This is a genomic window from Paucibacter hankyongi, assembly GCF_037482915.1.
Lineage (GTDB): Bacteria > Pseudomonadota > Gammaproteobacteria > Burkholderiales > Burkholderiaceae_C > Paucibacter_A > Paucibacter_A hankyongi.
On the sequence record NZ_JBBHJX010000005.1, the window covers coordinates 247,906 to 268,384 of the forward strand.

19 protein-coding genes are annotated in these 20,479 nt (G+C 63.2%); 11 read left to right on the forward strand and 8 right to left on the reverse strand.

Translation table 11 applies throughout. The features are described from left to right. Positions 1-76 precede the first annotated feature (76 nt). Together WG899_RS10670 and WG899_RS10675 are read left to right on the forward strand one after the other, a co-directional pair. Entirely contained in the window at positions 77-871 is a 795-nt protein-coding gene (locus WG899_RS10670) for an enoyl-CoA hydratase-related protein (protein ID WP_339595621.1), read from the forward strand. 30 nt (positions 872-901) lie between these two features. Next, a complete protein-coding gene (locus WG899_RS10675; protein ID WP_339595622.1) occupies positions 902-2,407 on the forward strand; it encodes a 3-hydroxyacyl-CoA dehydrogenase in 1,506 nt (501 codons plus the stop codon). A gap of 19 nt (positions 2,408-2,426) precedes the next feature. On the opposite strand, the gene WG899_RS10680 is transcribed toward WG899_RS10675, so the two are convergent. Together WG899_RS10680 and pcaF are read right to left on the reverse strand one after the other, a co-directional pair. After that, on the reverse strand, positions 2,427-3,242 hold the full coding sequence (locus WG899_RS10680) for an IclR family transcriptional regulator domain-containing protein (protein WP_339595663.1): 816 nt from the start codon (positions 3,240-3,242) through the stop codon (positions 2,427-2,429). 494 nt (positions 3,243-3,736) lie between these two features. Further along, positions 3,737-4,939 (reverse strand): 3-oxoadipyl-CoA thiolase, encoded by a 1,203-nt coding sequence (pcaF, locus tag WG899_RS10685; RefSeq protein WP_339595623.1) that lies wholly within the window; start codon positions 4,937-4,939, stop codon positions 3,737-3,739. 213 nt (positions 4,940-5,152) lie between these two features. On the opposite strand from pcaF, the gene WG899_RS10690 reads away from it, so the two are divergent. The 5 genes from WG899_RS10690 to WG899_RS10710 all read left to right on the forward strand — a co-directional run bounded on the left by WG899_RS10690 (position 5,153) and on the right by WG899_RS10710 (position 10,837). Continuing rightward, entirely contained in the window at positions 5,153-6,454 is a 1,302-nt protein-coding gene (locus WG899_RS10690) for an HD-GYP domain-containing protein (RefSeq protein ID WP_339595624.1), read from the forward strand. After that, a complete protein-coding gene (locus WG899_RS10695) occupies positions 6,451-8,580 on the forward strand; it encodes a putative bifunctional diguanylate cyclase/phosphodiesterase (RefSeq protein ID WP_339595625.1) in 2,130 nt (709 codons plus the stop codon). Before WG899_RS10690 ends, WG899_RS10695 begins: the two co-directional genes overlap by 4 nt. Positions 8,581-8,702: 122 nt before the next feature. Then, on the forward strand, positions 8,703-9,026 hold the full coding sequence (locus tag WG899_RS10700) for a DUF1840 domain-containing protein (RefSeq protein WP_339595626.1): 324 nt from the start codon (positions 8,703-8,705) through the stop codon (positions 9,024-9,026). A 3-nt stretch (positions 9,027-9,029) separates the two neighbouring features. Beyond that, the gene (locus WG899_RS10705; protein WP_339595627.1) at positions 9,030-9,680 is read left to right on the forward strand and encodes a histidine phosphatase family protein; all 651 of its coding nucleotides are present in this window, start codon (positions 9,030-9,032) and stop codon (positions 9,678-9,680) included. Between the two features lie 221 nt (positions 9,681-9,901). Next, entirely contained in the window at positions 9,902-10,837 is a 936-nt protein-coding gene (locus WG899_RS10710; RefSeq protein ID WP_339595628.1) for a porin, read from the forward strand. 114 nt (positions 10,838-10,951) lie between these two features. On the opposite strand, the gene ruvB is transcribed toward WG899_RS10710, so the two are convergent. The 4 genes from ruvB to WG899_RS10730 form a co-directional block, all read right to left on the reverse strand. Next, positions 10,952-12,025: a Holliday junction branch migration DNA helicase RuvB gene (gene ruvB / locus WG899_RS10715; protein WP_339595629.1), complete on the reverse strand. Its 1,074-nt coding sequence runs from the start codon at positions 12,023-12,025 to the stop codon at positions 10,952-10,954. 13 nt (positions 12,026-12,038) lie between these two features. After that, complete coding sequence (gene ruvA, locus WG899_RS10720) at positions 12,039-12,611, reverse strand: Holliday junction branch migration protein RuvA (protein ID WP_339595630.1); 573 nt, start codon at positions 12,609-12,611, stop codon at positions 12,039-12,041. Between the two features lie 31 nt (positions 12,612-12,642). After that, positions 12,643-13,296 carry a response regulator gene (locus WG899_RS10725; protein ID WP_339595631.1) on the reverse strand — a complete coding sequence of 218 codons (654 nt, stop codon included), beginning with the start codon at positions 13,294-13,296 and terminating at the stop codon, positions 12,643-12,645. A 124-nt stretch (positions 13,297-13,420) separates the two neighbouring features. Then, entirely contained in the window at positions 13,421-14,830 is a 1,410-nt protein-coding gene (locus WG899_RS10730) for a sensor histidine kinase (RefSeq protein ID WP_339595632.1), read from the reverse strand. A gap of 188 nt (positions 14,831-15,018) precedes the next feature. On the opposite strand from WG899_RS10730, the gene WG899_RS10735 reads away from it, so the two are divergent. Beyond that, on the forward strand, positions 15,019-16,035 hold the full coding sequence (locus tag WG899_RS10735) for a PhoH family protein (RefSeq protein WP_339595633.1): 1,017 nt from the start codon (positions 15,019-15,021) through the stop codon (positions 16,033-16,035). Beyond that, positions 16,032-16,478 carry an rRNA maturation RNase YbeY gene (gene ybeY / locus WG899_RS10740; protein WP_339595634.1) on the forward strand — a complete coding sequence of 149 codons (447 nt, stop codon included), beginning with the start codon at positions 16,032-16,034 and terminating at the stop codon, positions 16,476-16,478. The genes WG899_RS10735 and ybeY overlap by 4 nt, the downstream gene beginning before the upstream one ends. Before the next feature lie 25 nt (positions 16,479-16,503). Here the strand turns inward: ybeY and WG899_RS10745 are convergent, their stop codons facing one another. Continuing rightward, positions 16,504-17,601, reverse strand: coding sequence for a magnesium transporter CorA family protein (locus WG899_RS10745; protein WP_339595635.1), 1,098 nt, complete (start codon positions 17,599-17,601; stop codon positions 16,504-16,506). Next, complete coding sequence (hemB, locus tag WG899_RS10750; RefSeq protein WP_339595636.1) at positions 17,601-18,617, reverse strand: porphobilinogen synthase; 1,017 nt, start codon at positions 18,615-18,617, stop codon at positions 17,601-17,603. The genes WG899_RS10745 and hemB overlap by 1 nt, the downstream gene beginning before the upstream one ends. Before the next feature lie 303 nt (positions 18,618-18,920). Between hemB and WG899_RS10755 the strand changes: the two genes are divergently transcribed. Together WG899_RS10755 and WG899_RS10760 are read left to right on the forward strand one after the other, a co-directional pair. Then, positions 18,921-19,343, forward strand: a complete 423-nt coding sequence (locus WG899_RS10755) for a CopD family protein (RefSeq protein ID WP_339595637.1) — start codon at positions 18,921-18,923, stop codon at positions 19,341-19,343. A 16-nt stretch (positions 19,344-19,359) separates the two neighbouring features. Beyond that, positions 19,360-20,460: a VanZ family protein gene (locus tag WG899_RS10760; RefSeq protein ID WP_339595638.1), complete on the forward strand. Its 1,101-nt coding sequence runs from the start codon at positions 19,360-19,362 to the stop codon at positions 20,458-20,460. Positions 20,461-20,479 lie beyond the last annotated feature (19 nt).

The following is a 20,479-nucleotide window of genomic DNA, read 5'->3' on the forward strand; positions in this document are numbered from 1 at the left end:
CTTGCGGGCGTACCGACAAGGAATCGAAGACAGCCGCTTGGCGCTGCGATACTTGAGAGATTACAAGGAGTTTCAGGTGGAGACATTGACGATTGCGGTGGATGCGCGCGGTGTGGCGCACATCACCATGACTCGACCGGAGGTATTCAATGCCTTCAATGAGTTGATGATTTCGGAGCTGGGCCAGGCGGTGCAACATTGCCAGGCCGATCCGGCGGTGCGGGTGTTGGTGTTGGCCGGCGCCGGCAAGGCCTTCAGCGCCGGTGCCGACATCGAATGGATGCGCCGCGCGGCGGCCGCCTCGCAAGAAGCCAACTTGGCCGATGCCAGGCGCTTTGCCGACATGCTGCAGTTGCTGGCGAATTGCCCGAAGCCCACCGTGGCGCGCATCCAAGGCTTGGCGCTGGGCGGCGGCGTCGGTCTGGCCTGTGCCTGCGATATCGCGGTGGCCAGTGCCGACACCAAGTTTGCGGTCAGTGAGGCGCGTTTCGGCATTCTGCCGGCCGTCATCGGCCCCTATCTGGTCAACGCGGTCGGCGTGCGTCAGGCGCGCCGACTGGCGCTGACCGCCAGTCGTATCTCAGCCTCCGAGGCCTTGCAGATCGGGCTCTTGCATCAGGTGGTGGAGGGCAGTGATCAGCTGGACGCGGCCATCGACCATTGGGTTGCCGAGTTGCTGGCTTGCGGCCCGGGAGCACAGGCCGAGATCAAGGCCTTGCTGGCACAGATGGAGGTCGGCCCGGTGACGCCGGAGTTGCGCGAGCTGACGGCGCAGACGATCGCCCGGGTACGCAGCGGCGAGGAGGCCCGCGAGGGTTTTGCGGCCTTTGTGGCCAAACGGCCGGCCGCGTGGCTGGGTGGCAGGGACTGAAAGCGGACGATGAGCGAAACAATGGAAGCGATGAATTGGATGGTCGCGGCCGAGCGGCCCGCCTTGGTCGGCGTGGTCGGTGCCGGCATCATGGGTGCAGGTATTGCCCAGGTGGCGGCGCAGGCGGGCCATGCGGTGCGGTTGCTAGACGTGCGCGAAGGCGCGGCCGCGGCGGCGCTGGCGCAGATGGCCAAGGCGCTGGATGGGCTGGTTAGCAAGGGGCGCATGGAGCTGACTGAGCGCGACGCGGTGTTGGCGCGCATCAGCCCGGCCGCCGAGTTGAGCGAACTGGCCGAGGCCGGTTTGGTGATCGAGGTGATTGTCGAAAAACTCGAGCCCAAGCAGGCGCTGCTGCGTCAGTTGGATGCGCTGCTGCCCGCCGGCGCCATCATCGCCAGCAACACCTCGTCGATCAGCGTGACTGCCTTGGCCAATGGCATGCAAAACCCCGGACGACTGGTGGGCATGCATTTTTTCAACCCGGTGCCTTTGATGAAATTGGTCGAGGTGGTGTCGGGCGCCGAGACCGAGGCGAGCGTGGCGGCGGTGATCGAGCGCTTGGCGCGACGCTGGGGTAAGACGCCGGTGCACGCGAAGTCGACCCCTGGCTTCATTGTCAACCGGATTGCGCGGCCTTATTACGCCGAGGCGCTGGCCTTGCTGCAAGAGCAGGCGGGGACGCCGGCTCAGATGGACCGCGCCTTGCGTGGCGCTGGCTTTCGCATGGGCCCCTGTGAGTTGATGGACCTGATCGGGCATGACACCAATTTCCTGGTGACGCAGTCGGTCTTCGAGGCTAATTTTGGCGACAAGCGCTACAGCCCTTCGCTGGTGCAAAAAGCCTTGGTCGATGGCGGCCGCCTGGGCCGCAAGGTCGGCCGCGGTTTTTATATCGGCACGCCCGAGGCCAGCGGCCCGGTGGCGGCGCCGCAGCAGGCTCTGCCTTCAATCTGTGTGCATGGGCAAGGGGGCTTGGTCGAGCGACTCGCCGATTGGCTGGGGCACAAGGGCTTGGCCTTTGAGCGCCAAGCCGAGTCCTCATGGGCGGGTTTGCAGGTCGGTGCGATGCAGGTTCATCTGAGTCGCGGCCGCAGTGCCGCCCAGCTGGCCTTTGAGTTGAATCAGACCGAGTTGGCGGTGATGGACTGGCCTGTGGCGCCTGACCGCATGGATGCATTGCCGCTCGCCTTTGGTCCGCGCAGCAGCCCCGCTGCGCAGGCCGAAGTGGCCGACTTGTGTCGCGCCTTGGCCTGGGAGCCGCTGGTGATGCGGGACGTGCCGGGCTTGGTGGTGGCCCGCACGGTGGCCATGTTGGTCAACGAGGGTGCGGACGCGGTCTGGCAAGGCGTCTGCGACGAGCAGGGCGCTGACCTGGCGATGAAGCTGGGCGTCAATTACCCGGCCGGGCCGTTTGAATGGCTGGCGCTGCTGGGGGCAGCACCGGTGGTCGATCTGCTGGGCGGGCTGTTCGAGGCCTACCTCAGCGAGCGCTACCGGGTCAGCCCCTTGCTGCAGCAGCGTCGCTATCTGGGCTGAAGTGACGAGACGGAAGTGACTAGAGCAGCATGCGCAGGTGAGCCTGCGCCTGCATCAGCGGGGGCAGGCAGTTCTCCACCATCTGATCCATGCTCATGCGTGAGGCATGTACGCTGATGCACATGGCCGCCACCACCTCGCCGCGGTAGTTCTTCAGCGGCACGGCGACGGTGCGCAAGCCCATTTCCAATTCCTGGTCGACGCAGGCATAGCCCAGGGACCGCGCCCGTGCCACTTCAATGCGCAGGCGCTCCGGATGGGTCACGGTATTGGGCGTCAGCGCGGTCAGCGTTTGGCGGGCGATCCAGGCGTCGGCTTCCGCCGGCGGCATCGCTGCCAGCATCACGCGGCCGGTACCGGCGCAGTAGGCCGGCACCCGGAAGCCGGGTTGCAGCGTCGGTGACACCACCCGGCCCGCGCTGGTGGCGGCGATGCAGATCACGTCATTGCCATCCAGCACGCCGGCTGAACTGGCTTCCTTCATGGCGTAGGCGAGCTTGTGCAGTTCCGGCTCGACGATGCGGGGCAGGCGCGCCGAGTGCATATAGCTCTGGCCGAGTCGCAACACCTTGGGTGTCAGCGCGAACATCTTGCGTTCTTGTGTGACAAAGCCCAGATGGGCCAAGGTCAGCAGGTAGCGCCGGGCGGCTGCGCGGGTCAGACCGGTGCGCACGGCCACTTCGCTGATGGTCAGTCGCGGCCGCTCTTGGTCAAAGGCCTCGATCACTGCCAAGCCCTTTTCCAGACCCGCAACCAAATCGCGTTTCAAAGGGCCAGAGGTTTCGGCCAGACCGGCCGGGTCGACCTGGTCGGCCGGACGGTCGAGCGGGTTCATCGCTGGGGCCTGGAAGGCGGCTAAATCATCAAAGGCGCGTGCTGCTGACATTTTGCTGGTGCATTTTGCGCCAGAAATCCACAGAAACGGGCCACGAGCCACGCGTTGTAGAAGTCATCGCCGTCCCCGCTCAGACCCAAATGCCGAGAGGCCAGGGTGAATTGCGACTACATGAGCGCCTAACGGGTGCCTGTACTCCCGGGGCGGCTGGCTGGGGAGCGGGCGGCGCGACTTCTAAATGGCTGGAAAGTCTGGTCTGCGAATGGTTCTGGCTGGCTGAATAAGGGTTGGCGACAGAATATGGATGTCCGTGGTTTTTGGCAATATATGTGCGCAGCGCGACCGGACTTGTGGATTCAGTATCCCATGTTGAGGAGCGCTTGCGCGGCATGCAAAGGCGCCTGTGCTTGACAAAAAAGCATCAAGCCATGAGGAGGGCTCATGGCTTGATCGTGTGGCGGGGCGGTGGCCCCTGTTATGGTCAGCGGCGCGGGTCAGACCCGTTCAATCACCAGGGCGATGCCTTGGCCGACGCCGATGCACATGGTGCACAAGGCGTAGCGCCCACCGCTGCGATGCAGTTGGTTGACGGCCGTGGTGACCAGCCGGGCGCCGCTGGCACCCAGCGGATGACCCAGGGCGATGGCTCCGCCGTTCGGGTTGACGCGAGCGTCATCGTCGGCCAGGCCGAGCTGGCGCAAGACCGCCAGGCCTTGGGCGGCGAAGGCTTCGTTCAGCTCGATCACATCCATCTGGGCCAGGCTCAGGCCGGTCAAGGCCAGCACTTTTTGGCTGGCTGGGGCCGGACCAATGCCCATGATGCGCGGCGCGACGCCGGCCGTCGCCATGCCGACGACACGGGCGCGCGGGCGCAGCCCATGTTTGGCCGCCGCGCTCTCGCTGGCCAGCAGCAGCGCACAGGCGCCGTCATTGACGCCCGAGGCGTTGCCGGCCGTGACCGTTCCTTGGGCATGCACGATGGGCTTGAGCTTGGCCAGAATCTCCAGGCTGGTCGCGCGCGGGTGTTCGTCTTGGTTCACCAGCAGTGGATCACCTTTCTTCTGGGCGATCTCTACCGGTGTGATTTCTTGGTCGAAGAAACCCGCTTGCTGCGCGGCGACGGCCTTCAACTGGCTGGCCAGGGCCATACGGTCCTGGGCTTCGCGGTCGATGCCGAAGTCAAGCGCCACGTTCTCGGCGGTCTCAGGCATCGAATCGACGCCATATTGAGCCTTCATCAGCTTGTTGACGAAGCGCCAGCCGATGGTGGTGTCGTAGACGGCGTTGCTGCGTGAGAAGGCGCCTTCGGCCTTGGGCATCACAAAAGGCGCTCGGCTCATGCTTTCGACCCCGCCGGCCAGCATCAGCTGTGCTTCCCCGGCGCGAATCGCCCGGGCGGCCGAGCCAACCGCATCCAGGCCCGAGCCGCAGAGGCGGTTCAAGGTGGCGCCGGGCACGCTCATTGGCAGGCCGGCCAATAGCGCCGACATGCGGGCTACATTGCGGTTATCTTCACCCGCCTGGTTGGCGCAGCCGTACAGGACGTCATCGACGGCTTCCCAATCGACATTCGGGTTGCGCGCCATCAGCGCGCGCAGCGGGATCGCGCCCAGATCGTCGGCGCGGATCGAGGACAGCGCCCCCGCATAGCGCCCAAAGGGGGTGCGGATGGCATCACAGATATAGGCTTGGCTCATCAATTCCTCTTCAAATTTGGGGCGCCGCGTTTTGGGCGAGTGGCGCAACTGTACAGATAGGCCCCCGTTTTCGCTCTGGCGGCGTGACAATTCGCACATGAATTTCTGCCAGTGCATCGAAGCGCCGGAATACTCGTTCAGGCGCTAAAGTTTGGCCAAAATCGAGCCGAAGCTTGACTGGAGGGCGCCTCAACGAACAGGCGTAGGAAAACTATGAAGGACAGAACTGCCGATCCTTTGATCGATGTAGGCCAGCTGAAGGTGGGGATGTTTATCCACCTGGATCTGGGCTGGATGTCGCATCCGTTCCCGCTCAGCAGTTTCAAGCTGGCTTCCGAGGATCAGTTGCTGATATTGCGCCGCCTGGGCTTGAGTCAGGTGCGCTGGAGTCCCGGCAAGAGTGATTTGCACATGGACGCCACACCGCTGCCCGTCGCGGCGCCGGTGGCGAGCACGGCTGCGGAAGTCAGTTCGGCCGAGGAATTGGCGCGTGAAGCGCATCGGCGCGCCCTGGCCGCGCAGCGCGATGCTTTGCAACTGTGTGAGCGCCAATACGGCGAGGCCGCGTCGGCCTTCCGTGAAGTGATGGATCTGGTGCCGCGCGATCCGCGTGTCAGCCGCGAGCAGACCACGGCCTTGACCGCGGCGCTGCTGGACAAGATGTTGGTCGAAGGCGATCTCAACATTCGCCTGCTGAATGAAGGTGCCGGGGACCGCAGTACCGCGCACGCCTTGAATGTCTCCATCATCTCCTTGCTGCTGGGGCGAGCCTTTGGCTTGAACCGCGATGAAATGATGGACCTGGGCGTGGGCGCCTTGCTTCACGACGTCGGCAAGCTGGAGGTGCTGGCCCGTTTGCGCAATCGCGACGACAGTTTCAGCAATGCCGAAGTTCAGGCTTACCAACAGCATGTGGCCAAGGGTGTGGCGATCGCGCAAGGCATGGGTTTGTCGCCTGGCCCCTTGCTGATCATTGCCCAGCACCATGAGAACGCGGACGGCAGCGGCTTCCCTCAGCGCATCAATATGGACAAGATGAGCGCCGGCGCGCGCATCGTCGCGCTGGTGAATCGCTTCGACGGTCTGTGCAATCCCTTGCTGGCCTCCAAGGCGATGACGCCACACGAGGCCTTGTCCCTGATGTTTGCGCAGGGGCGCAATCGCTTTGATGCCACCATGCTGAATGCTTTTATTCGCATGATGGGGGTGTACCCACCGGGTTCGGCCGTGCAGTTGACCGATGACCGTTTCGCCTTGGTGGTGGCCGTCAATTCGTCCCGACCGCTGAAGCCGCGCGTGATGGTGCACGACCCCAAGGTGCCGCGCGAAGAAGCCTTGGTGCTGAATCTGGAAGATATGCCGGATCTCGGCATTCGTCGCAGCCTGAAGGCGCAGCAGTTGCCGCGCGCTTCGATGGACTACCTGAGTCCTCGCACCCGTATTGCCTACTTCTTCGAGCCCAGCAACGGCGCTGGCGCCGGAGGCGGGATGGGTGCGACGGAGTTGGCGGCGTGAACGTGGTCAGCCTGCAGTTTCCAAGCCTCCCTCAGCCTTCTACCGAACCTTTTGCAGCCCTGATGGAGGGCTTGCTGGAGGCCGCGTGGTTGGTGGATGGGCGCAGCCGTTGCATCCTCGCGGTCAATAGCGCGGCCACGCAGCTCTTGGGCATGAGCGCCGAGCAGTTGCTCGGACAGTCGGTGGAGGCACTGGCCAGCACGCCCGAGGATGCGATGTTCTGGATGGAAGCGGCAGGCAATAGCTCGGCCAGTCTCAATTCCGACACCTTGATCCGGCATGCCAATGGCCAGATGCTGTGGGTGACCCGCCGCATCAGTCCGGTCAGGCCGACCGGGGCCCCCCAAGGCTACTGGTTGGTGGCGATTCGAGATTTGAGCCGCCAGCGTCAGAGCGAAGAGGAGCGCGAGGCCTTGGTGGCCGAGTTGCAGGCCACGTTGGAGTCGACCGCCGACGGCATTCTGGTCTCTGACTTGGCCGGGCGTATGCGCTCCTTCAACCGGCGCTTCGCTTCGCTGTGGGGCATTCCGGCCGATCTGCTGCTGGAGCGTAATGACGAAGCGGTGCAGACCTGGATGCGACGCAGCGTCATTGACGGCGCCGCCTATGCTCAGCGCCTGGCAGCCATCGAAGAAGCGCCGCTGCTGCAGAGCAGCGATGTGATCAAGTTGAGCGACGGGCGGGTGCTGGAGCGGGTCTCGTTGCCGCAGTTCAGCCGCGGGCGGCCGATCGGGCGGGTCTATTCCTTCCGCGACCTGAGCGAAAAAATGGCGGCCAATCAGCGCATTGACGAGCTGGCGCATTGCGATATGTTGACCGGCTTGCCAAATCGGCGCGCCCTGTCGGAACGCTTGGACTACGCGCAGGCCATGGCCAAGCGCGAGAACGCGCCCTTTGCCTTGCTCAATGTGGATCTGGATCGCTTCAAGCAGATCAATGACACCTTGGGTCATACCTATGGCGACCGGGTACTGAAGGAAGTGGCCGAGCGCTTGAAGGCCTGCCTGCGCGAGGTCGATACGGTGGCTAGGCTTGGCGGCGATGAGTTCGCCTTGCTGATTCATCAGGCCGATACGCGCGGCGCCGAACACGCGGCGCGGCGGGTGCAGGAGGCGATGTCGCGGCCCTTCAATTTCGACACGCTGAGCTTTACCGTCACCTGCAGCACCGGCATTGCACTTTTCCCTGGCGATGGCGCCAGTGCCGAAGAATTGATGGCGAGCGCCGAGCGGGCGATGCATTGGGTCAAAGAGAGCGGTCGATCGACCTTTCACTTCCACCAGCCGCGCAAGGATGTTGACCTGCTCTCGCGCATGCGGCTGGATCACGCCATGCGTCAGGCGCTGCAGGAGGGGCAGTTCCGCCTGCATTACCAACCGCAGATCGCCTTGGGCACGGGGCAGGTGATTGGCGCCGAGGCGCTGATCCGCTGGCGCGACCCGCTGCGGGGCGAAATTTCACCGGGCGAGTTCATCCCGGTGGCCGAGGAAAGCGGCTTCATCGTGGCCATTGGCGAATGGGTGTTGCGCCAAGCGGTGGAGCAAGCGGCGTCTTGGCTGCGCCAGGGTTGGCGCATGCCGGTAGCGGTCAATGTCTCCGCCTTGCAGTTCCAGCAAAGCCAGTTCGCCGAGACGGTGGCCCAGGTCTTGCGGAGCTCTGGTTTGCCGCCCGCGCTGCTGGAGCTGGAGCTGACCGAATCCATCTTGCTCCGAGACGCCGAAGAAGCGCTGCATCGGCTGCAAGCCTTGGCGGCTCTGGGCGTGTGCATGTCGATCGACGACTTTGGTACCGGCTATTCCAGCCTGGGCTACTTGAAGCGATTCCCGATCCAGCGCCTGAAGATTGATCGCAGCTTTGTCAAAGGGCTGCCCGGCGATGTCAGTGACGCCGGCATCGTCAATGCCATCATTCAGATGGGTCAGGCCCTGCGCTTACATGTGATCGCGGAAGGGGTTGAGACCGAGGTGCAGCGGGACTTCCTGGCGCGCGCCGGCTGTGACGAGTTTCAGGGTTTTTTGTATGCCCCGGCGCTCGATCCTCAGGCCTTTGAGGAGCGCGTGTGGAGGCGGCCCCCTTCGCCCCCGGGGCGATCGGGTATGCAGCTGATGGGCGGCTTGTTGGTGTAAGCGGGTTCTGGTCATGTGCTTTTATCGGCGCATATCCAGAGCCCGTTTGACTTTTTGACTCGCCTTTCCGCTCCATCCAGCCCTCACAATAATGGCTGAACGGCAATGTGAGGTGGGGCTACATGATTTACAAATTCAAGTCGAAAGCAGGCGCGGACGTCATCATGCTGGGGCCGCAGGGCGATCAGATGTTGGCGCTGCTGGGGCGAGAGCCCTCGGCGCAGGGATTGCTGCCAGCCGCCGAGTTGTCGGCGGCGATGCAAACGCTGGAGCGTGCAGCGAGCGACGATGACGCGGCCTTTGCAGCGGCTCAGGCCGAGGCCGTGGCCGCAGGGGAGACACCACCCCGGCGCGAGGGCATCAGCCTGCGCCAGCGCGTCTGGCCCTTGATTGAATTGATGCGACACAGCGAAAAGGCTGGTGAGCCGGTGCTGTGGGGCGTTTGAGTCATGTCGCTCGATAGCAGCACCCGCATCTTGGCCATCCGGCATGGCGAAACCGAATGGAATCGCGCCAGCCGAATTCAGGGGCATACCGATATCGGGCTCAGTGCCCTGGGATTGCTGCAGGCCGAGCGACTGGCGCACGCGCTGCAGGACGAAGCCATCGATGCGGTTTACGCGAGCGACTTGGCTCGCGCGCAACAAACCGCCTCGCCCTTGTTGCGACTTCGACCTGAATTGCCGCCCTTGCAACTGGATGTGGGCCTGCGGGAGCGCGGCTTTGGTGAATTTGAGGGTCTGACCTGGCAGGAAATTGCCGACAAATGGCCCTCGCACAGCGAGCGTTGGCGGCGGCGCGATGCCGATTTCGGCCCGCCGGGCGGTGAGACGCTGGCAGACTTCTATCGCCGCAGTGTGGAGGCGGTACAGCGGCTGGCCCAGGCTCACCCGGGCCAAACTGTGGTCGTCATCAGCCATGGCGGCGTGCTTGATTGCCTGTACCGGGCAAGCACCGGCCAATCGCTACAGGCGCCGCGCAGCTGGGTCTTGGCCAATGCGGCAATCAACCGTTTGCTGTATGCCTCAGAAGGCTTTGGCCTGATCGGTTGGCATGACTGCGCCCACCTTGACGGGCTGGCCTTGGACGAGGCAGGCTGAGCCCGTCTAACGCTAAGCCCCGCCGCCTGCGCGGACTTTGCTCGTTATCTTTCTGTGCACTTGGCAAGTGTGAAAGCGCATGCCTTGGGGTATAGCAGTTAAGTGTTGCAATTTCGCGTCGGAATGCTGCGCCCCTCGCGTTCGACTTCTATACTCACGCCACATTGCGCAGAAGACCGGGCCACCAAGCTCAGCTCAATCTCAACTCACAAAGGCATACGATGAAAAAGATCGCTCTCGTGGCAGCTGTTGCAGCATTCGCCGCCCCCGCATTCGCTCAAAGCTCGGTCACCCTGTGGGGCCGTATCAATACTTCCGTGGAAAGCATCTCCACGAATGGCGGCGATCGCGTTGCGACCGTCTTCAACAACAACTCGCGTCTGGGCTTCAAGGGTACTGAAGATCTGGGCGGCGGCCTGAAGGCTCAGTTCATGCTGGAGCATGGCCTGAATTCGGACGACGGCAAGGCTTCCAATGCAGCCTTCTGGAATCGTGAAGCTGCAGTGCAGTTGAGCGGCAACTTCGGTGCCGTCAAGCTGGGTCGTTGGACCAACGGTTCGTACTTCGCGACCGCCGACTACATCTCCATGCACAACCATGACACCGGCAACTCGGAAGACAAGTTGTACTCCGGCGCTGGTTGGACAAGCACCAACAAGGTTGGCTACTTCACGCCTGTGTTCGGTGGCTTCTCGGCTGAAATCACCGCCCACGCTGGTGAAGGTGCCAAGGGCGACGAGCGCGCCTTCGACCTGTCGGGCAACTACGACATGGGCCCTCTGCACCTGGGTGCTGGCTACAGCAAGCAAGGCGAAGCCAAGCAATATGCTGTCCGCGGTCTGTATGAGCTGGGCGCGTTCACTTTCGGTGGCTACTACCAGCGTGAAGACATGGGCGTGGGTAGCAATGCAACCCGTGACGTCGGTCGCGTGTCTGCCATGTACGCCATGGGCGCTTCCGAGTTCCACCTGAACGTTGGCGGCACCAAGGCTGGTGGCTCTTTCGGCAACCATGGCGCCAAGCAGTACACCGTGGCTTACAACTACAACCTGAGCAAGCGTACCAAGGTGTACGGTTTCTACACGGCTGTTGATGTCAACAACACCAAGATGGGCGATCTGGATTCCTTCGCCGTCGGCGTGCGCCACAACTTCTGATCGTTCGCGACAGAATCAAAAAAGCGACCTTCGGGTCGCTTTTTTTATGCCTGAATGGCGTTAGCGGCAGCGAGCAAATTGCTGCCTCTCTGCCTTGCTGACGCGAGGGTCAGGCTATTCCTCGAACAAGGCCCCGCTCGCTTTGGGTGGTGTCACGCCCAAATGCTTGAAGGCCGCCAAGGTTGCAATGCGGCCACGTGGCGTGCGTTGCAGGAAACCTTGTTGGATCAGGTAGGGCTCGATCACGTCTTCGATCGTGCCTGCCTCTTCGCCAATGGCTGAGGCAACGTTTTCCAGGCCAACCGGGCCGCCGTCAAAGCGATGCACGATGGCCTCCAGAAGTTTGCGGTCCATCAGGTCAAAGCCGCGTGGATCCACATCCAGCATGGCCAGCGCCTTGTCGGCAATGTTCTTGCCGATATGGCCATTGCCCTTGACCTCGGCATAGTCACGCACCCGGCGCAACAAGCGGTTGGCGATGCGCGGTGTGCCGCGTGAACGGCGTGCAATTTCCATCGCACCCTCGGCGTCCATCGGCGTGTTCAGCAACGCTGCCGAGCGGGTCACGATGCGCTGCAGTTCGGCATCGGTGTAGAACTCCAGTCGCGCCACGATGCCAAAGCGGTCGCGCAGCGGATTGGTCAGCATGCCGGCTCGGGTGGTGGCTCCGACCAGGGTGAAGGGCTGCAGGTCCAGCTTGATCGAGCGGGCTGCCGGGCCCTCGCCGATCATGATGTCGATCTGGTAGTCCTCCAGCGCCGGGTAGAGGATTTCTTCCACCACGGGCGAGAGGCGGTGGATCTCGTCGATGAAGAGCACATCGTTCTTTTCGAGATTGGTCAGGATGGCCGCCAGGTCTTTGGGCTTTTCCAGCACCGGGCCGGAGGTTTGGCGCAGATTGACGCCCAACTCGGCGGCGATGATGTGGGACAGCGTCGTCTTGCCCAGACCCGGCGGGCCGAACAGCAGCACATGATCCATCGCTTCGTCACGCTTGCGGGCCGCGCCGATGAAGATTTCCAACTGCTCGCGCGCCTTCGATTGCCCCACATACTCGTCCAGAAGCTTGGGGCGCAGTGCCCGCTCGATCGCCTCTTCTTTGGGTGAGTTGGGGGCTGCGCTGATCACGCGCGCGGCCGGGTTGATTGGATTGATCGGGCTGGCGAAATCGTCGGTCTGAATGCTCATCTGCGCTCGCTACTTAACGTGACAGCGCCTTGAGCGCCAGCTTGATGCCTTCGCTAACGCCGATTTCGGCCGGCAAGGCCTTGAGTGCCAGCGCGGCTTCCTTTTCGCTGTAGCCGAGGGCCACCAGGGCTTGCAAGATATCGCCTTGGTTGTCGTTCGCTACATTGACCGGCAGACCCAAATCAGGCCCCAGCTTGCCCTTGAGCTCGAGCAGCAGTCGCTCGGCGGTCTTCTTGCCGATGCCGGGCACCTTGACCAAGCGGGCGCTCTGTTGCTGCGCCACCGCTTGGGCCAACTCGGCCACCGACAGCCCGGACAACAAGGACAGCGCCATGCGCGGGCCGACGCCGCTGATCTTGATCAGCTGGCGGAAGGTGGCGCGTTCCTCGGCGCTGAGGAAGCCAAACAGGATTTGGGCATCCTCGCGGACCACAAAATGGGTCAGCAGCGAGACCTTGTCGCCCAGATTGCCGAGGTTGTAGAAGGTGCTCATGGGCACGTCGACCTCGTAGCCGACGCCTTGCACATCGATGAGAACCAGCGGGGGCGATTTTTCCGCGATGACGCCTGTCAGTCTTCCAATCATCGGCCCATTATCCGGCCGATCGCGCTGTGCTTCAGTTCCTGCCGAACAGGCCCAAGCGTTGCGCCTCCAAGGCGGCTTCCGCGCGCGAGGAGACATTCAGCTTGCGGTAGATCTGCTTCACGTAATCGGCAATGGTGTGGCGCGACAGGCCGAGCTGCACGCCAATTTCCGGCAGGGTGAAGCCCTTGGCCACGCGCAGCAGCACCTCGGTTTCGCGGTCGGTCAGTGAGACCTCATGCAGCAGTGCTGCCGCCTGTGGGCGGTTCTGTTTGGCGAAGTAGGAGATCACCTTGCGCGCAATAGAGGGCGACAGCGGCGGCTCGCCCTGGCTCATGCGCTGCAATTGCTCTACCAGCAGTTCGCGCGATTGCTCCTTCAGCAAATAGCCAAAGGCGCCGGCTTGCAGTGCTGGGAACAGATGTTCGTCATCATCGTGAATGGTCACGATGACCGACTGGGCCTCGGGTTGCCGGTCGCGCAGGGCGGCGATCACATCAACGCCGGAGCCATCGGGCAGCCCCAAATCCAGCAGTGCCAAATTGAAACGCTGGCTGTTGACCAAGGCCAAAGCGTCCTGCACGCGCGAGCATTCGGTGATTTGTGCATTGGCAAACACCTGCTTGATCAGCGCTTTCAACCAGGCGCGGATTTCAGGAATGTCTTCAAGCAGGAGGATGTGATCCATGGGGTTCTCGGTCGCTGGCGGCAGGGTGCGGGCTTGGATGCAAGGTGCACCGGCTCGGATTCATCGGTAACAGTAAGGCTTTATCGGCTCGCTGCCAACGGGTTGGAGTCGAATTGCACGCTGTTTAGAGCGGAATCGTGAGACGAATCACGGTTCCCCAGCCCGGGCCGGACTCCACCAGACATTGCCCCTGCATCTGCTTGGCGCGTGACTTCATGCTGGCCATGCCGTGGCCGCGGTCAAGGCGGCCATCCAGTTCGGCCGGAATGCCCTGACCGTTGTCCTGGATCGTCACCAGAAAATCGCCGTCCTGCACATGGCAGCTGATGGTGCAATGGGTACCGCCGCTGTGCTTGATGATGTTGCTGACCGCTTCGCGGAAGATCCGTGTGGTTTGCACGTAAGCGCGCGCCGGCAGGGTATGGACGATGTCCTCCGGCGGTGACTTCCACTCGGCCAGGATATTGGCTTGACCGAGGCGAGACACCACCTCGGCACGCCAGTCGCCCAGCGCGTCCAGCAGTTGTACCGGGCGGCCCGTCAGGCCGCGCACGGACAGGCGCATTTCTTCCAAAGCCTCACGGGCCAGGGTCGAGATGCGATCCGATTCACTGGTGTGGACGATGGTCAGCAGCTTGGCGCCCAGGTCGTCATGCAGGTCGGCGGCGATGCGCTTGCGCTCGCGTTCGGTCACTTGCTCGAGCTTTTGCTCGGCCATTTCGCCGTAGCTGCGTTCCACCTCGGCCACGCGTTCGATCATGGCCTGTTCCATCTGGTCCTGCTGCGCTTCGGCGGCCTTGCGAGCTTGGCCTATCGCCACGGTGGCCAGCAGCCCATGCCCGAGCAGGGCCAAGGGGAAGCCCATCAGCATGAAAGAGCTCAGGTCCGCGTATTGAACGAGCGGCAAGCCCACGAGGGTGTTTGCCAGAACCAGAAAGGCAGACGTTGCGGCGGCGCCCAAGAGGCCTGCCGCGATGAAGACGTCTCGGGATTGCTGGCGCGAGGGGCTGGCGCTGACGCTCAATCGACGGCGCCGTACATTCAGATGTCGAACGATGACCAGCAGCAATTCCACGCACATCAAGCTGTACCAGGCACGCAAGATGCCAGACGCCATGGCGTCGGGTCCCAACACCAGGCTCAGCGGAGCGACGACACCTTGCAGCAGCAAGATACGGTCAATCCATGTTCTGGACGCGGAAATTTGATGCAGCAGGTATTGCACCGCGCCCCACGTTGCCCAAACCAGCAAGGCGAGAGCCAGCGCTTGTTGCGCTCCAGCGGGGAATGCTTGACCCGCGCTCAGTGTCGGCAACAGTGCCCACAGCCCGCCGGCCAGCAGGGCCGCGCTGAGGTAGCCGGTCGGGCGGTCGCCCGCGTGGCTGTAGGCAATCAGACCGGTGGATGCGCTCATCATCAGCAGCATGCCGGCCAAAAGGGCTTGCAGCAAAGGCGTGAGTCCGCCCATTTCTAGCCCGCCGCTCATGGGCCCGGTGGCTTGAGCCAGCGCCACGCCTGGAAGCAGGAGCAGCACAGACAGAAGAGGCAAAGGCAGCGCCAACCCTGCGAGGCCGCGCCGAGCGGGCAGGTCGAGAGCTGTATCAAGAGGTGTCGAACAATGCATGGGAGGCGATTGTGCAGGACGTCGACCCGGCTTCGCCCCCGTACTTGCTCGGGCGACAATGTGCTTCTTGCTCAAAGCGTTTGAAAGAAAGCCAACTCGTGATTTTTCGCCATGAATTTGCCCCGGTCGACAACCGCCGCTTGGCCCATTTGTGCGGCAGCCTGGACGAGCATCTGCGTCAAATCGAGGCCGGCATGGGCGTTCGCATCGTGCGCCAGCATGAGCATTTTCGAATTGAGGGCCCGAAAGCCGCGGCCGAGCGGAGTCTGCAACTGCTGCTGAGTCTGTACGAGCGCGGCCGCCGCGCCATCGCGCCGGAAATTCTGCAATTGGCCTTGGCCGAGGCGGCCGCAGAGCTGAAGCCGGCGAGCAAGCGCAAGCAAGTTGCGACGCAAGAGCCCAAGGCGCCGGCCGAAGCGCTTGTACTGCGCACGCGCCGGGCCGATCTGGCCGGCCGCACGCCGCGTCAGCATGAATACTTGCGCCACATCATGGCCCATGACATCACCTTTGGCCTTGGCCCTGCCGGCACCGGCAAGACCTTTTTAGCGGTGGCTTGTGCCGTTGACGCCTTGGAGCGCAGCTCGGTGCAGCGCATCATCCTGACCCGGCCTGCCGTCGAAGCCGGCGAGCGGCTGGGCTTTCTGCCCGGTGATCTGACCCAAAAGGTCGACCCCTATCTGCGCCCGCTGTACGACGCCTTGTACGACCTGATGGGCTTTGATCGGGTTACCAAGGCTTTTGAAAAGGGTTTGCTGGAGGTGGCGCCCTTGGCCTTCATGCGAGGACGCACGCTCAACCACGCCTTTGTGATTCTGGATGAGGCGCAGAACACCACGCCCGAGCAGATGAAGATGTTCCTGACCCGCATCGGCTTTGGCAGCAAATGCGTGGTCACCGGCGACACCAGTCAGGTCGACCTGCCACGCGGCACGACCAGCGGCCTGGTGGACGCCGAACGGGTGTTGGCCAAGGTCAAGGGCATCGCGATGACGCGCTTCACCAGCGCCGATGTGGTGCGCCACCCGTTGGTGGCCCGCATCGTGGAGGCCTACGAGGCGCGCACGGCGGCCGAAGCCAAATTGAACAAGGCAGAGAAGGGGAGCCTGCAATGAGCCAAGTCGAACTGAGCCTGTCGCTGCAATTCGCCGACCCACGCCACCGCGCGCTATTGCCGCGCCACAAGGTGCAGCGCTGGATTCGTGCCGCCTTGGAGCTGCCGGGCGAAATCACCGTGCGCATCGTGGATGCCGAAGAGGGGCAGGCCTTGAACCGTGATTTCCGCAGCAAGGACTACGCCACCAATGTGCTGACCTTTGATTACAGCCATGAGCCGGTGGTGACGGCCGATTTGGTCATCTGCGCCGAGGTGGTCGAGCGCGAGGCCAAAGAAGCGGGCATCGAGATTGCCGCCCATTACGCCCAGATGCTGGTGCATGGCACCCTGCATGCGCAGGGTTATGACCATGAGGAAGAGGACGAGGCTGAATGCATGGAGGCCCGCGAGTCCGAGATCATGGTGGGGCTGGGGTTTGCGGACCCCTACCAGCGAGCCTGAGCGTCGGCTTCAGCCGTCGTCCCGTTCAACGCTGGGTGCCCAGATAGCGCTTGCGCCAGAAAAAACCGCCCAGCAGCAGCGCCACCACGCCCATCACGCCAAAGGCGATCCAAAAGCCAGTGGCACGGTGAATCAGCGGCAGGCTGTCAAAGTTCATGCCGAAGATGCCGGTGATCAGATTCAGCGGCAAAAAGATCGCCGTCAGCACGGTCAGTGTGCGCATGATGTTATTGGTGCGGTGCCCCAGCGCCGAGAAGTGCATCTGCACCGCCGACTCGGACGAGGACTCCATCCGCCGCACATGGCTGAGTACGCGTTCAATGTGTTCCAGCACGTCGCGTGAACGCACCCGCAGCAACTCGCGCTCGCGCTGCGTGGCCGAGTCGGTGCTGGTCGGCCAATCGTCCAGCACATCAATCCATTCCTGGATGGCGCTGCGCTGGTCTTCGCAGGTGTCCTCCAGGCGGTGCAGGGCGTCACGGGATTCCAGCAACAGCGGCCATTGATTGAACTCATGCCGCGAGTCCATCAATGCGCGCTGTAGTGTGCCCATCTGGCGCGTCAGCAGGCGCCGCAACTCCAGATAGCTGTCCACCATATGGTTGACCATGCGCAGCATCAACTCGGCCGGGCTATTCGGCAGGCGCGAGCTGCCGCGCAGATCCCGCCCTTCGGTCAGGGCGCCCATCTTGCCGGCGAAGTAGTCGCGCACCGCGCAATCGGTGGGGTGCACCGTCAGCAGCACCCGGTCAAAGACGGCGAAGCCAACCGGGCTGGTGTCGATGGCGCGAAACGCTTGTTGCGCGCTGGCCAGCGTGCCGTGCTCGTCGTCCACGAACAAGTCTTCGCTGCCGGGGGCGGCCGCCAGTCGGCGAAAGACCAGCAGGTCGTACCACGACGTGTAGTCGAAGTGCGAGGGCAGTTGGTTGTTGACCAGATCCGCCACGTGCAGGTCGACCAAGGCGCCGCAGCCCCAGCGCTGCAAGCCCAGTTGCACCTCCAAATGCTGCAACTCAAATTCACGCCGTCCGCAGCCCAGCCACAGAAAACCGCTTTCGGGCAGGTCGGCGGGCAGGCGGCCCAGCTCGGTGAAGCGGTCGCCGTGAATATGAAAAACCCGCATCAGCCCTTCTTCAGCAGGCGAGCCGCCTCAAGGGCGAAATAGCTCAAGATGCCATCCGCGCCGGCGCGTTTGAAGGCCAGCAGCGACTCCATCATCACCGCGTCATGGTCCAGCCAACCATTCGCGGCGGCGGCCTTCATCATGGCGTATTCGCCGCTGACTTGGTAGGCAAAGGTGGGCACGCGGAACTCGTCCTTGACGCGACGCACGATGTCCAAATAGGGCATGCCGGGTTTGACCATCACCATGTCGGCACCTTCAGCAATGTCCAGCGCCACTTCGCGCAAGGCCTCATCGCTATTGCCCGGGTCCATCTGGTAAGTCTTTTTGTCGGCCTTGCCCAAGTTGCCGGCGGAGCCCACCGCATCGCGGAAGGGACCGTAGAAGGCGCTGGCGTACTTGGCGCTGTAGGCCATGATGCGGGTGTGGATGTGGCCATGGGCCTCCAGCGCCTGGCGGATGGCGCCGATACGCCCGTCCATCATGTCGCTCGGCGCGACGATGTCGACGCCGGCCTCGGCCTGCACCAGCGCCTGGCGGGTCAGCATCTCGACCGTCTGGTCGTTCAGGATGTAGCCCGTTTCGTCCAGCACGCCGTCTTGGCCGTGGCTGGTGAAGGGGTCGAGGGCGACGTCGGTCAGGATGCCCAGGCCGGGGACTTTGTCTTTCAATGCACGCACGACGCGTGGCACCAAGCCATCGGGGTTGGCGGCCTCGGCGCCGTCGGGTGTCTTCAATGCGGCGTCAATGACCGGGAACAGCGCCAGCACCGGGATGCCCAGGTCGACGCATTCCTCGGCCACGCCGATCAGCCGATCCAGGCTCAGGCGGGCCACGCCGGGCATGGACAAGACGGGCTCAACCCGGTCGACACCCTCGTGCACGAACACCGGCAAGATCAGGTCGCTGGCGCGCAGGCCATGCTCACGCACCAGCGCGCGGGTGAAAGCATCGCGGCGCAAGCGGCGCGGGCGGCTGGCCGGGAAGGGAGCGGGGTTCAAGGTTGAGCGGGACAAATGAAAACTCCGTCAAATTTCAAGAAAATCTGGCGCTCTGTGCGGGACTGCGCAATCTAAGCGACATGTCAGGCTGACAAGGCCGTGACGTTTCTGTTAATATTCACTTCGAATGATAGCCGCAAGGTGGTCGTTCCCTGCTTTTCCTCCCTGAGCAGGAGCCTTTGCGTGATGACAGCGAAAAGGCTTTCTCGCCCCGGCTGTGTAGCCGGGGCTTTTTTTTGTCCAATTCGCCCGCAGTCATCCTTATGGCTCGCACGGCGCCCGGCGAGCTGATTTTGTGTCGCCACGCATAATCCGCCCATGCTCTGGATCAAAGCCTTTCATATCGTCTTCGTCGCCAGTTGGTTTGCTGGCCTGTTCTACATGCCGCGCATCTTCGTGAATCTGGCCATGGTGCCGGCCGACAGCCATGCCGAGCGGGAACGCCTGCTGCTGATGGCGCACAAGCTGTATCGCTTCATGACGATGCTGATGATTCCGGCGCTGGGCTTGGGTGCTTGGCTGTGGATGGAAAACTTCCAGGGTTTCAATCGCGGCTGGCTGCACCTGAAGCTGCTGCTGGTGCTGGGCGCGGTGGGCTATCACCATGTCTGCCGCAGCATTCTGCGCAGCTTTGAGCAGCTGGCCAATCGCCGCAGCCACCGCTGGTTCCGCGTTTTCAACGAGGTTTCGGTGCTGATGTTTGCGGCCATTGTGGTCTTGGTGGTGGTGAAGCCTTTCTGAGGGTTGGGGCCGCACGGTGCGCAGGCAAAGTTCCGCCACTTGGCTGCTGTTGGCCTATGCGGCTCTGATCGTTTACGCCAGCCTCTATCCCTTTGGCCCTTGGGTCTGGCCGCCCGGACTGACCTTGCAGGGCATGGTCGGCCTGCCTTGGCCGCGCTATTTCGGCCTCTTTGACCAATACATCAATCTGCTGGGCTATTTGCCGCTGGGGCTGCTGGGTTTGGCAGCCGGTTTGCGCAGTGGCCTGGGTCTGTGGCCCAGCGTGGCCATGGGTTTGTTGCCGGGGCCCTTGCTGTCCTTCCTGATGGAGACTGGCCAGTATTTCCTGCCCTCGCGGGTGCCCTCGCTGGCCGATTGGCTGCTCAACTCGATCGGCGCGGCGGTGGGCCTGTTGCTGGGCTTGTTGCTGAACGCCTTCGGCGGCCTGCGGCGCTGGCACGATGTGCGCGAATTCTGGTTTCAACCGCATTGCGCCGGCGCGCTGGCGCTGCTGGCCTTGTGGCCGCTGGGCCTGTTGTTCCCGGCGCCCATCCCGCTCGCCTTAGGGCAATGGTTGCCGCATCTGCAATTGACCGCTCAAGACCTGCTCGAGGGCACGCCCTGGGCGCTGCAATGGGCGGACAGCATGGTCGACGAGACGCGGGCCCTGCCGCCGGGTTTGGAGGCGATCACGATTGCACTGGGCGTCTTGTCACCGGCCTTGCTGGGCTTGTCGGTAGCGCGACCGGGCCTGCGGCGGGTGTTCCTGGTGCTGGGAGCCGGTTTGTTAGGCGTCTTGGTCACGGCGCTGTCCACCGGGCTGAACTTCGGTCCGCAAAACACCTGGGCCTGGCTGACCTTGGCCACTTGGCCGGGTTTGGCCGCCGGCGTCGTGCTGGGCTTGATCGCAACGCTAATGCCGCGCCGTGTCTGTGCGGCGCTGGGCTTGGTGGTGATGTGTGCCTTGATCGCCTTGGTCAGCCAGGCACCGACCGATCCTTATCTGGCGCAACGGCTGCAGACCTGGGAGCAAAGCCGATTCGTCAATCTCTACGGGCTGGCCGAATGGGTCGGCTGGGTCTGGCCGTTTGCGGCGGTGGCCTGGTTGCTGACGCTGGTCGCCAAGCGCGAGGTTTAGGCCCGGCAGCCCAACTGCC

What these genes read in the sequence shown, in the direction of transcription:
- WG899_RS10690 (WP_339595624.1), top strand. Translation starts at nt 5,153, where the DNA reads ATGAAGGACAGAACTGCCGATCCTTTGATCGATGTAGGCCAGCTGAAG.
- ruvB (WP_339595629.1), bottom strand. Translation starts at nt 12,025, where the DNA reads ATGAGCATTCAGACCGACGATTTCGCCAGCCCGATCAATCCAATCAAC.
- WG899_RS10755 (WP_339595637.1), top strand. Translation starts at nt 18,921, where the DNA reads ATGCTCTGGATCAAAGCCTTTCATATCGTCTTCGTCGCCAGTTGGTTT.
- ybeY (WP_339595634.1), top strand. Translation starts at nt 16,032, where the DNA reads ATGAGCCAAGTCGAACTGAGCCTGTCGCTGCAATTCGCCGACCCACGC.
- WG899_RS10705 (WP_339595627.1), top strand. Translation starts at nt 9,030, where the DNA reads ATGTCGCTCGATAGCAGCACCCGCATCTTGGCCATCCGGCATGGCGAA.
- WG899_RS10710 (WP_339595628.1), top strand. Translation starts at nt 9,902, where the DNA reads ATGAAAAAGATCGCTCTCGTGGCAGCTGTTGCAGCATTCGCCGCCCCC.
- pcaF (WP_339595623.1), bottom strand. Translation starts at nt 4,939, where the DNA reads ATGAGCCAAGCCTATATCTGTGATGCCATCCGCACCCCCTTTGGGCGC.
- ruvA (WP_339595630.1), bottom strand. Translation starts at nt 12,611, where the DNA reads ATGATTGGAAGACTGACAGGCGTCATCGCGGAAAAATCGCCCCCGCTG.
- WG899_RS10680 (WP_339595663.1), bottom strand. Translation starts at nt 3,242, where the DNA reads ATGAACCCGCTCGACCGTCCGGCCGACCAGGTCGACCCGGCCGGTCTG.
- WG899_RS10700 (WP_339595626.1), top strand. Translation starts at nt 8,703, where the DNA reads ATGATTTACAAATTCAAGTCGAAAGCAGGCGCGGACGTCATCATGCTG.
- WG899_RS10725 (WP_339595631.1), bottom strand. Translation starts at nt 13,296, where the DNA reads ATGGATCACATCCTCCTGCTTGAAGACATTCCTGAAATCCGCGCCTGG.
- WG899_RS10745 (WP_339595635.1), bottom strand. Translation starts at nt 17,601, where the DNA reads ATGCGGGTTTTTCATATTCACGGCGACCGCTTCACCGAGCTGGGCCGC.
- WG899_RS10675 (WP_339595622.1), top strand. Translation starts at nt 902, where the DNA reads ATGAATTGGATGGTCGCGGCCGAGCGGCCCGCCTTGGTCGGCGTGGTC.